The organism is Streptomyces sp. NPDC056948, from assembly GCF_042674225.1.
Classification (GTDB): Bacteria; Actinomycetota; Actinomycetes; order Streptomycetales; family Streptomycetaceae; genus Streptomyces; species Streptomyces purpurascens.
The window spans coordinates 1-10,876 of the sequence record NZ_JBHUQX010000332.1; the positions used below are offsets into that span (position 1 = coordinate 1).

At 72.4% G+C, this 10,876-nt stretch carries 10 protein-coding genes; 4 read left to right on the forward strand and 6 right to left on the reverse strand.

Annotated features, from left to right (window positions below):
* The first annotated feature begins 134 nt into the window (after positions 1 to 134).
* On the forward strand, positions 135 to 1,448 hold the full coding sequence (locus tag ACFTZL_RS32770) for an erythromycin esterase family protein (protein WP_382590218.1): 1,314 nt from the start codon (positions 135 to 137) through the stop codon (positions 1,446 to 1,448).
* A gap of 7 nt (positions 1,449 to 1,455) precedes the next feature.
* Here the strand turns inward: ACFTZL_RS32770 and ACFTZL_RS32775 are convergent, their stop codons facing one another.
* The 6 genes from ACFTZL_RS32775 to ACFTZL_RS32800 form a co-directional block, all read right to left on the reverse strand.
* On the reverse strand, positions 1,456 to 2,646 hold the full coding sequence (locus ACFTZL_RS32775; protein WP_382590194.1) for a serine hydrolase domain-containing protein: 1,191 nt from the start codon (positions 2,644 to 2,646) through the stop codon (positions 1,456 to 1,458).
* Positions 2,643 to 3,161, reverse strand: a complete 519-nt coding sequence (locus ACFTZL_RS32780) for an NUDIX hydrolase (RefSeq protein WP_382590197.1) — start codon at positions 3,159 to 3,161, stop codon at positions 2,643 to 2,645. Before ACFTZL_RS32780 ends, ACFTZL_RS32775 begins: the two co-directional genes overlap by 4 nt.
* A gap of 91 nt (positions 3,162 to 3,252) precedes the next feature.
* The gene (locus tag ACFTZL_RS32785) at positions 3,253 to 3,759 is read right to left on the reverse strand and encodes an excalibur calcium-binding domain-containing protein (protein WP_382590200.1); all 507 of its coding nucleotides are present in this window, start codon (positions 3,757 to 3,759) and stop codon (positions 3,253 to 3,255) included.
* A 109-nt stretch (positions 3,760 to 3,868) separates the two neighbouring features.
* Positions 3,869 to 5,026: an alkaline phosphatase PhoX gene (locus ACFTZL_RS32790; RefSeq protein WP_382590203.1), complete on the reverse strand. Its 1,158-nt coding sequence runs from the start codon at positions 5,024 to 5,026 to the stop codon at positions 3,869 to 3,871.
* Positions 5,027 to 5,203: 177 nt separating this feature from the next.
* Positions 5,204 to 6,691 carry a sensor histidine kinase gene (locus ACFTZL_RS32795; protein ID WP_382590206.1) on the reverse strand — a complete coding sequence of 496 codons (1,488 nt, stop codon included), beginning with the start codon at positions 6,689 to 6,691 and terminating at the stop codon, positions 5,204 to 5,206.
* Positions 6,688 to 7,545 carry a response regulator transcription factor gene (locus tag ACFTZL_RS32800; protein ID WP_382590209.1) on the reverse strand — a complete coding sequence of 286 codons (858 nt, stop codon included), beginning with the start codon at positions 7,543 to 7,545 and terminating at the stop codon, positions 6,688 to 6,690. The genes ACFTZL_RS32795 and ACFTZL_RS32800 overlap by 4 nt, the downstream gene beginning before the upstream one ends.
* A 217-nt stretch (positions 7,546 to 7,762) precedes the next feature.
* Here ACFTZL_RS32800 and ACFTZL_RS32805 point away from each other — a divergent pair, with 217 nt between their 5' ends.
* The 3 genes from ACFTZL_RS32805 to ACFTZL_RS32815 all read left to right on the forward strand — a co-directional run bounded on the left by ACFTZL_RS32805 (position 7,763) and on the right by ACFTZL_RS32815 (position 10,830).
* A complete protein-coding gene (locus tag ACFTZL_RS32805) occupies positions 7,763 to 8,368 on the forward strand; it encodes a carbonic anhydrase (protein WP_382590212.1) in 606 nt (201 codons plus the stop codon).
* Between the two features lie 555 nt (positions 8,369 to 8,923).
* Positions 8,924 to 9,046, forward strand: coding sequence for a hypothetical protein (locus ACFTZL_RS32810; protein ID WP_382590221.1), 123 nt, complete (start codon positions 8,924 to 8,926; stop codon positions 9,044 to 9,046).
* Positions 9,001 to 10,830 carry a SulP family inorganic anion transporter gene (locus ACFTZL_RS32815; RefSeq protein WP_382590215.1) on the forward strand — a complete coding sequence of 610 codons (1,830 nt, stop codon included), beginning with the start codon at positions 9,001 to 9,003 and terminating at the stop codon, positions 10,828 to 10,830. The genes ACFTZL_RS32810 and ACFTZL_RS32815 overlap by 46 nt, the downstream gene beginning before the upstream one ends.
* The last annotated feature ends 46 nt before the right edge of the window (positions 10,831 to 10,876 follow it).

The following is a 10,876-nucleotide window of genomic DNA, read 5'->3' on the forward strand; positions in this document are numbered from 1 at the left end:
GGGGCGGCACCTTGTGCGGGGTGCCGCCCCCGCTCTCTCGCGATCCGTTCAGGTACGGGTGGGTTGTGGGGCGTCGAGCGCCGGGCACGTATGCGGGTATGCCGCCCTTGCGTCTCTTGACCCCCCTTGTCGTGATGTTGTCCCTCTGTGCTTCGGTCCCCGCGGTCGCCGCTGCTCCCGGTACGGCGGCGGACCCGGTGGTGCCGGTTCTGGAGCGGGTCGCGAGCCCCCTGCGTACCGCCGAACCCGGCGGGGACGCCGGCGACCTCCGTCCGGTCGGCAGGGCGGTCGGGGGCGCGGTTGTGGTGGGGATGGGCGAGGCGACGCACGGCTCGCACGAGTTCCTCACGGTCAAGGACCGGGTCTTCCGGTACCTGGTGGAGAGCCGGGGCTTTCGCACCTTCGCCCTGGAGACGGCCTGGAGCACCGGAGTGCTCCTCGACGACTATGTCGTGCACGGCAAGGGCGACCCGCGGCGCATCATGCGCGAGGACTTCCAGTACACCTACGCGCTGAACAACACCGCCGAGAACCTGGCACTGGTGGAGTGGATGCGGGCGTACAACCGCGAGCACCCCGAGGACCCGGTCCGGTTCATGGGCGACGACTGGGGCTACACCGGGCCGGAGCTGTACGACCGGGTGACGGACTACGTGGCCCGGGTCCGTCCCGACCTCGTGCCGCGGTTCGAGGAGTTGTACCGGGGCCTGCGGCCGACGGTCCCCTCCGCCGAGTACCAGAAGACGTACCTCACCCGGCCGCTGGCCGAACGGCGGGAGATGGCCTCCCGGACCGGACGCGCCCTGAAGCTGCTGGAGTCACTGGCGCCGCGCGGCGAGGCCGGCCGGGAGGAGTTCGCCGAGGTGCTGCGGCACGCCACGGTCATCGACCAGACGGCGACCGGCTACGGCTTCGACTTCCAGGATCCGCGGCAGGTCGCCGCGGCCATGCGGTGGCGGGACGACGTCATGGCGGACAACGTCGTCCGGTGGCGCGAGCGCACCGGGCACCGGATCCTGCTGGCGGGCCACAACAACCACATCGGCTACGAACCCGAGGATCCGAAGGTCCTGCCCAGGACGCAGGGCGCGTTCCTGCGCGACCGGCTCGGCAGCGGCTATGTGAGCATCGGGCTCACCTTCGGCCGTGGCGCGTTCAAGGCCACCGACCCGGAGGAGACGCAGATGCTCACCCACACGGTCGGCCCCGGCAGGCCCGGCGGCAACGAGCACACGCTGGACCAGGTGCGTCACGACCGCTACGTCCTGGACCTGCGGACCGCACCTGGCCCGGCCCGCCCCTGGCTGGGCACGGCCCGGCCCACGCGCAGTGTCGGCACCGCCTACCCGGAAGAGCGCAACGAGTTCGACATCGCGCTGGGCCGCTGCTTCGACGTCCTGATCCATCTGAAGCGGGTGCGGGCCGTCGACCTGCTGCCGTCGTCCTGAGCGCCGGTCACCGCAGGCACAGCAGCCGGTCGATGAGCCCTTGGAGGGCCTTCTCGGTGGTGAGGAGCTGGGTGTCGTCGGTGGTCCTGCCGTTGACCGTGACGACCACGGACCGCCTGCCGTCGGCGGTGAAGCCCGTTCTGACGAAGGTGCCTTCGAGGTCGCCGTGGTGGCCCCAGCGGCTGCCGCCGCACGGCAGCGGCTGTCGCATCAGGCCGAGGCCGTAGCGCATCCCGGGCGTGAACTGCTGGTGCTCCTCGTTGCTCGGGACGGTGGTGCGCATCGCGGCGAGTTCGCGGGGCGGCAGCAGCCGGCCGGTGAGCAGGGCCGTGAAGAACCGGTCCAGGTCGCGGGACGTGGAGACCAGCGCACCGGCGGTACCGGCCCACGCCATGTTCCGGACGGTGGTGTCGGTGTAGCCGCCGGAGCCGGCGAACCGGTGGTAGGTGTGGGCGTACGGCTTCGGCAGGTACGGGTCGTCTCCCGGGACGCGGGTGCCGCGCAGCCCCAGCCGGCGGACGATCCGGTTCTCCACCTCCTCGGCCCAGGGGTGTCCCGTGGCCTTCTCGATGATGGCGCCCAGGAGGTGGTAGCCGGTGTTGGAGTAGCTCCAGCGGGGCTCGGGGTCGCCGGGGTCGGCAGGGGGGAAGTCCGGGGGGTGCCGCAGGGCGGCGGCGACGAGGCGTTCGGGGTCGATGTGGTCGAAGCGCCCGCGCTCGAAGTCCGGGGCCGTCTTGCCGGTCAGCTCGGTGCTGTCGTAGTCGTGCAGGCCGCTGGTGTGCTGGAGCAGGTGTCCGACGGTGATGCGGCTGCCGTCGTTGCCGTGTCCCTGGACGAGGCCGGGCAGCCAGTGCTCCACCGTGTCGTGCAGGGACAGCCGCCGCTCGGCGGCCAGGTGCAGCACGGTCGCGGCCACGAAGGACTTCGTGACGCTGGCGGCCCGGAAATGCGCGCCGCTCGGCACGGGACGGCCGGTGCCGAGGGCGGCTTCTCCGGCGCTCGCCTCGACGGTGTGCCGTCGGTCCCGGACGCGGATGTGGAGGCTCACCGCCCGGGTGGTTTCCAGGACGCCGACCGCCTCCTGTCGCAGCCGGTCCGGTGTGAGGGGTGCCGGTGCCGGTGCCGAGGGCGTGGTCAGGGTCAGCGACAGCGCGAGGGAAGCCAGGACGATTGCCGCCAGGCGGCGTGGCGCCGTCACTGGGGCAGGCCTTCCCGCAGGCAGACGACGGTTCCGGTCAGCGCGGCCGTGTGCAGGGCGGCCAGGGTCGGCAACAGGTTCGTCAGCGGGGTGGATTCCAGGTCGCCGAGGGCGAACAGGCCGTCGTCGTCGTGCTCAGCGCTGCGCCTGACGGACGGCTCGGCCGGCAGACGGCCGCCGTGGAAGTAGAAGTCGATGACCGGGCCCGTGCTGTTGACGTCGGCCCGGTGGTCGTAGCCGATGAGGCGGGGGTCCCGCTCGAGGACGATGCCGGTCTCCTCGTACAGCTCCCGGCGCGCGGCACCGAGGGGGTCCTCGCCGTGGTCGAGCATGCCGCCCGGCAGCCCCCAGAGCCCGGCGGCGGGCTGGCACCCGGCGTAGCGCAGCAGCAGGATCCGGTCCTCGGCGTCGAGGAGCAGGACGCAGGACGCGACGATGGTCTGCGGCAGCGTCTTGACCCACTCGGCGCGCGGCAGCACGGGCTGTGCGTCGGGGGCGGGCACGGTCGTGTCCACGGTGGTGTTCCTTCCGTCGGCCGGGCAGCCCGTACGAGCTGCCCAACCGGAGGAACGGCCGGACGCACCGATGGTCACCGGCCCGCCCGGGTCACGTGTCGCAGGCGACCCCGTCGTTGTCCCGGTCCAGGTGGGAGGCGTACCCGGGTTCACCACGACTGATGGGCGCGGCACCGGCGGCCCGGACGGCGCTGCAGTTGGCGTAGTAGACGTCCGTGCCGCCGGCACCACTGCCGCCCGACCCACTGTCGTCGGACCCGCCGCCCGCCGCCGGCCGGGCGGTGACGGTGGTGGTGGCTCTGACGGTCTTGGTGGCGGTCACCGTGGGAGCGGGTTCCGGCTTCTTCGCCACCGGTGTCGCGGTGGCCGTCGCGGTCGCGGTGACCGTGACGGTGGGCTGCGGCTTCGCGGCCGCGGGCTTCGCGTCGTTCGTCGTCTCGCCGCCACCGGCGCCGATACCCACGCCTATGAACAGGGCCAGGCCCAGGGCGGGCAGCATGTAGCGCTTCCTGGCCCAGCGGGGCGCCGGGCGCGCGGGCTGCGGCGCGGGCGGTGCGGGATACGGGTTGTTGTGCGGGTTGCCGTACGGATTGGTCATGGTCATCCCCCCAGAGGTGTTACGTGAGGGGATGACCGTAGGACCCGGAAGCCCCCGATGAGGGTGAGGTGACCATTCTGTGATGGTTGTGTGGAGCCGAGTCGTGCGGCTACGAGCGGAACGGGCCCTTCACCTCGTAGGTGATGCCTCCCGATGAGCTGCCGCTCGTGCCGCGTTGGCTGGAGAAGTACAGGCGGGTGCCGTCCGGGGAGAACGCCGGGCCGGTGATCTCCGAGCCCGACTGGCCGTCTATGCGCAGGAACGCGGCGACGACGTCGTTCGGGGTGATGACGCAGATCTCCATGTTGCCGCCGTCCTCGGCGACGAAGAGGTCGCCGGAGGAGGCGCCGGTGATGTTGTCGACGCCGGTGAGGGGGGCCGTGCCGTTGACGAGGGAGTCGTCGTAGGCCAGTTCGTACGTGTTGGTGAGGAGGTTGAGCTGCCAGACTCGGTTGTCGCCCTTGGTGGTGAACCAGACCGTGTCGTTCGCGTAGTGGCAGCCCTCGCCGCCGTTGAAGGACTTCGAGCCGGAGACCTGGGAGCGGGTGGCCGTGGGGGAGCCGTCCGGGTCGGGGACGTCGGTCCAGGTGAAGGAGCCGCTCGTGGCGCTGCCCGCGACCATGACCTGGAGCGTGCCGGACGACAGGTTGCCCCAGGTGGTCGGGACGAAGCGGTAGAAGCGGCCGTTGGTCTCGTCCTCGGTCAGGTAGACGACCCGGCGGACCGGGTCCGCGGCCGCCGCCTCGTGCTTGAAGCGGCCCATCGCCGGACGCTGCACCGCCGCGCTCGTGCCCCACGGGTCGGTCTCGTAGACGTAGCCGAGGGACACCTCCTCGCAGGACAGCCAGGTGTTCCACGGCGTCTTGCCGCCCGCGCAGTTCTGGCGGGTGCCCGACAGGATGCGGTACGCGCCAGTGATCGCGCCGGTCGACGAGAACTTCACCGCGCTCGCGCCGCCCGACGGGTTGATCTCGGAGTTGGAGACATAGATCCAGCCCGTGCCGTCGGCGTAACAGGCGCCGCCGTCCGGGGCGTTGTGCCAGGTGTACGACGTGCTCCCGACCTGCTGGCCGGAGCGGGCGATCACGCGGCTCGTGAAGCCGCTGGGGAGTCTGATGCCGTTGGCGTCCGGGGAACCGAGCGCCCCATAGGGGCCGGGGCCGGGCTGGGCCGGGGCCGCGTAGGCGGCGCCGCGCCACAGGGTTCCGCCCAACGCGGCCGAGGTGCCGCCGATGACGGCCGCACGCAGCAGGCTACGACGTTCCACTCTCACTCCAAGAGGTGCCGTACCGCCCTGCCGACGGTCGACGACAGGGTTGTGCGTGGGGGGAGGCGGAAAGGACGCTATGGGGGCAGGGTTGACGGAGCATGGACAACTCGTGGCCGCGGGACGGCATGCTGTGTGCCGCCCGTGGGCCCGCCTCGCGATGCCGCCCGTGCGTTCTCACGCGGGCAGCGCCGGTGCCTCCCGTCTCGGCCTCCTCGACCGGTCGCCGCCCGGTCCGGGCCCCTCGACCGGCGGGCGTACGGACGGCAGCCGGATCACCACGTCCAGGCCGCCCGTCGCCGCCGCGTGCAGGGTCGCCTCGCCGCCGCTGGCGTGGGCGAGCCGCTGCACCAGGGCGAGGCCGAGCCCCGTGCCGCCCTTGGGAGCGCCCGGGGCGCGCCAGAAGCGGTCGAAGGCGCGGGCGCGCTGCTCCTCCGTCATGCCCGGGCCCTCGTCGGTGACATGCAGGTCGACCCAGCGCGGGCGGCTGTCCCGCAGGGCCCGGCGGGAGGGGGCCTGCAAACGCAGCTCGATGGTGACGGTGCTGCCGGACGGGGACGCCCGCAGCGCGTTGGAGAGCAGGTTGTCCATGATCTGCTCGACGGCTCCCGGCACCGCGAGCACCGGGCCCACGCTCCCCGCGAAGAGCACGAGGGAGACGTCCGCCCGCGCGAACAGGGGCTGCCAGGTGCGGTGCCGTTCCGCGCAGACCGCGCCCAGGTCGACGGTGGCGGGGATGGCCGCGTGCTCCTCCAGCCGGGCCATCGCCAGCAGATGCTCGACCATCCGGGCGAGCCGGTCCGTCTCCGTGACGGCGGCGGTGAGGCTGCCTCGGGCCCGGGCGGCGATGTCCGGCTCCAGGTTCTCCAGCCGCAGCCGCAGCGCCGCCAGCGGCGTCTTCAGCTGGTGCGAGGCCTCGCCGGCGAACGCCCGCTGGGAGGCGAGCAGATGGGCGAACCGGGCCGCGGTGTGGTTGAACGCGGCGGCCAGGCTGCGAACTTCCGGCGGGCCCTTGGTGATCGTCACCGGGGTGAACCCGCCACCGCGCTCGGCCAACTCGTGTGCCGCGTCCTCCAGTTCGAGGATCGGGCGGCCCGCCCACCGGGCGAAGGCGAAGCCGACCAGGGCGACCGCCGTCAGCACGGCGAAGCCGCCCAGGGCGAGCAGTAGCCACACGTGGTGGACGCGCTCGTGCACCATGCGCGTGGGCACCGTCAGCCACACCGCGCCCACCGGCTGCGCCTCCTGGCCGACCGGCGCCGCCACCGACAGATACTCGACACCGCCGATGGTGGAGGTGCGCACGTCCACCGTCGAGGTGCCCCGCAGCGCGGCCGCGATGCCCGGCCGAGCGGCCAGATTGCCGGACATCGCGGCGTCCGTCGGGTGGGAGGTGGCGAGTGACGCGCCCGAGGCGTCGACGATCACCACCTTCCCGCCGATGCGCTGCGCGCAGTGCGCCACCCGCGTGGGCAGGTCCCGCTCGGCCCGCCCCGCCGCGAGGGACAGCGCGGCGTACGCGGACACCGACTCGGCCTCGTCCTTCGCCGCGTTGACCACCCGCTCCCGCTCCCCGCGCGAGTAGACGAAGCCCAGCGGGATCTCCAGGCAGAGCAGCACCAGCGCGGCGAGGCTGAGGTAGCTGAGCAGCAGCCGGCGGGTCACGGAGAGGCCACCTGCGGGGCGTTCGGCCCGGTGTGCACGGACAGCCGGAAACCGACACCCCGCAGCGTGCGGATCCACGCCGGATGCCCCAACTTGCGGCGCAGCGCGGCCACATGGACGTCCAGCGTCTTGGTCGGGCCGTCGTAGTGCGGGTCCCAGACGCGGTCCAGGATCTGCTGGCGCGAGTAGACCGCGCCCGGGTCCTCGCTGAGGAGCGCCAGCAGGTCGAACTCCTTGGGGGTGAGCAGGACGGGGGCCTCGCCGACCCAGACCTGGCGGGTACGGCGGTCCACGACGAGCGGGCCCGGGTCGTGCGGGGGGTCGGGGGCGGGGTCGTACGAGGCTGCGGCGGGGGCTTCGTAGGACATGGCCGGGGCCGGTTCGTACGGGGGCGGCGGTGCGGGGGCGGGGTCGTACGACGGCTGTGGCCGCGGCTGGGCCTCCGGGGTGCCCGGGGTGCCCGGTGTGCCCGGTGCCTCGGGAAACGCCTGGTGGGTGCGTTGCGTGCGCCGGGTCACCGCCCGGACCCGGGCCACCAGCTCCCGTACGCTGAAAGGTTTCGCCAGGTAGTCGTCGGCGCCCAGTTCCAGGCCCAGTACGCGGTCGGCCTCCTCGCCGCGTGCGCTGAGGATGACGATGGGGACGTCCGAGACCTGCCGGATGCCCCGGCAGACGTCGATGCCGTCCATGTCCGGCAGTCCCAGGTCGAGCAGGACGACGTCGTTGTACGGGCCTCTCAGCCCGTCCGTGCCCGTGGCGACATGATCGACCGTCAGCCCGAAGTGGCCGAGGCCTTCGGTGAGCGGCTCGGCGATCGTCTCGTCGTCCTCGATGAGCAGCACTCGTATGCCCATACGTCCTGTCTCTCCGTGAGCCGGCATGAATCCGGGCAGCGCGAATTCGCATTCTCTGCCCTGGAGTTCACACGCTACAAGATGACCGTACGTCTGTATATGCGGGACAAAGAATGTTCAATTCCTGGCCGGGCTCTGGAGTTCGCTTAACCTTCCTCTGTAGGTCGGCCGTCTACGGTGGGGTGCATAGGAAGAAACCCCAGCTCAGGAGGCGGAGTTGAAGGCACTGCTCGATCGGGCCCGCACGCTCAGGACGCGCATCGATTTCGACAGCGGCGAATACCGGAAACTGGCTGAAGGGCAATATCCGGAGGTGCTGTTCATCACCTGTTCGGATTCGCGGGTCATTCCAGCACTGATCACGGGCGCGCGACCCGGTGAGATATTCGAGTTGCGCAACGCGGGCAATATCGTGCCGCCCTACGGACGGCCCGGGGCCTCCGGCGAGGCGGCCACCATCGAGTACGCACTGGAGGTGCTCGGGGTTCAGGACATCGTGGTGTGCGGTCACTCACACTGCGGTGCGATGGGCGCGCTGAAGTCCGGCGACGACCTGTCCGCACTGCCCGGCGTCGACGCCTGGCTCCGCATCGCCCGCCCGGAGCTGACCTCCGTACTGGAGACCGCGCCGGACGACCCGTCACTGCCGGAGGTGTCCCAGGGCAACGTCGTCAACCAGCTTGCCGCACTGCGGAGTTATCCGGTGGTACGGCAGCGCCTCGACTCGGGCCGGCTGCGGCTGCACGGCTGGTACTACGAGGTCGACACGGGGTTCGTGTACGAACGCGGCGACGACGGCACGTTCCAGGTGCATGCCGCATGAGCGGGGCGCATGCGCGGGGACGGGGTGCTGCCGCGCGGGGTGCTGCCGCACGGGGTGGCCGGGGGGCCGGCCCGGGGGGAGGAATGGCGGACCCGGGAGCGGCCGGCGCCGAGGGGGGTGTTTCGGACTGGGGGTCGAGTGGTCCGGGGCAGGACACGGGGGGTTGGCGGTCGGCCGGGTCTGCGGAGAGCGTTGCTGACTGGGGGGCGGGCGAACCTTCGGGGGGTGCTGCGCGCTGGGGGTCGAGTGGTCCCGTGGAGGACACGGGGAGTTGGGGGTCGGCCGGGTCTTCGGAGGCCGTGACTGACTGGGGGGCGGGCGGTCGTTCGGAGGGCGGGGCCGACTGGGGGGCGAGCGGTCCCGCGGGCTGGGGGCCGAGTAGCCCCGGGGAAGACACGGGGAGTTGGGGGCCGGCCGGGTCTTCGGACGCCATGGCGGACTGGGGGTCCGGCGGTCGTTCCGAGGGTGGGGGCGACTGGCGGTCGGGTGGCTCCGTAGGGGGTGCCGCGGACTGGGGGCCGGGCGGTCGCTCCGAGGGAGGGGGCCGTCCGGGAGGTGGCTCTGCCCGAGGCCCGGCGATGGGCGGTCCTGCCGGAGGTCCGGCGATGGGTGGTCCTGCCGGAGGTCCGGCGATGGGTGGTCCTGCCGGAGGCCCGGCAATGGGCGGTCCTGCCGTAGGCCCGGCTGGGGGTGGCTCTGCCGTAGGCCCGGCAGCGCGGGCCGGTGACGGTGGGCTGGGCGGGCTGGTCCGCAAGGTGACGGGTGGCGCGCAGGGGACGGGGGGCAAGGCCGGGGGCAAGGGCGATCTCGTCACCGACATCACCGCCTCGCTCGTCGTCTTCCTCGTCGCGCTGCCGCTGTGCATCGGTGTGGCCGTCGCCTCGGGGGTCCCGGCCGAGCTCGGGATCATCTCCGGGGTGATCGGCGGCCTGGTCGTCGGCGCGGTCAAGGGCAGTACGCTCCAGGTCAGCGGGCCGGCCGCCGGGCTCGCCGCGCTCGTCGCCGAAACCGTCGCCGACGTCGGCGTGGCCATGCTCGGCGTGATCGTGCTGTTCGCCGGCATCCTGCAGATCGTCCTGGGACTGGTGAAACTGGGCCGGATGTTCCAGGCCACCTCGGTCGCCGTCGTCCAGGGCATGCTGGCCGGCATCGGCGTGCCGCTGATGTTCAGCCAGGCCTATCCGATGGCCGACGCCAAGGCCCCCGGCACCGCGATCGAGAACATGGCCGGGATCCCCGGGCTGCTGGCCGGCATCCTGACGAACCCGCAGGCGATGATCGCCACCGTGCTCGGCATCGTCACGATCGTGCTCAGCTTCGTGTGGAAGAAGGTGCCCGGCCCGGCCGGGAAGATCCCGGCCGCGCTGGTCGCCGTCGGCATTGGCATGGTGGTCGCCGCGCTGCCCGGCGTGGACGTGAAGACGCTCCAGGTGGGCAACCTGCTCGCGTCCGTGAGCCTGCCGGGAGCGGAGCAGTTCGGCGCGCTCACCGACGGGGCGATCATCACCGCCATCCTCACCTTCACGGTCATCGCGTCCGCCGAGAGCCTGTTCACGGCCGCCGCCGTGGACCGGATGCACAGCGGCCCGCGCACCCGCTACAACACTGAGCTGGTCGCCCAGGGCGTCGGCAACACCATCGCGGGTATCGTCGGCGCACTCCCGATCACCGCGGTCGTGGCCCGCAGTTCGGCGAACGTCCAGGCCGGGGCCAAGACCCGGCTCTCCCGTACGCTGCACGGCCTGTGGCTGCTCGCGTTCGCGCTGCTGCTGCCGCAGGTGCTCGCGCTGATCCCGATCTCGGTGCTCGCCGGTGTCCTCGTGCACAGCGGCTGGAAGCTGTTCGCGCCCGCCGAGTTCCCGAAGATGTGGCGGCAGGACCGGGGCGAGTTCGCGGTGATGACGCTGACCACGCTGGTCATCGTCGCGACCGCGCTGCTGGAGGGCGTGCTGTTCGGTGTCGCCGCGGGGATCGTGCTGGCCGCGCTGCGCATGTCGCAGACCGTGATCCGCCAGCACATGGAGGAGGACACGGCCAAGGTCGTGATGGCCGGCAACGCCACGTTCCTGCGCCTGCCGAAGGTGATCGAGGCGCTGGAGGCGGCCGCCGCGTCCGGGAAGCCGCGAATCCGGCTCGACCTGACCGGCGTGACCCACCTGGACCACGCCTGCCGCAACCAGGTCGAGGAGTTCACCGCCCAGCAGCGCGGACTGGGGCTCCGGGTGGAACTGCTGATGCCCGGGGAGGCCAAGCAGGCCGAGCCGGCCGGTTCCCGTACTCCTGTGTCCGCCGGGGAGGCCCCGGCTACGGCGCCGCTGCCCAGGCGCCCGGTCACCGCCCTGGGGGAGGAGCCCTCCGAAGCGGGGGAGCCGTCGCCCTGGCCCACCGCCGACGCCGAGTGGTTCTACCTCGACACAGGGCCCCTCCCGGAGGAGCAGTCCCGCTCGTCCCTCCTGGGATGAAGCCCGCGCGGGACAAGCCGCGGTGGCGTGCACGCCGGAGCAGGCG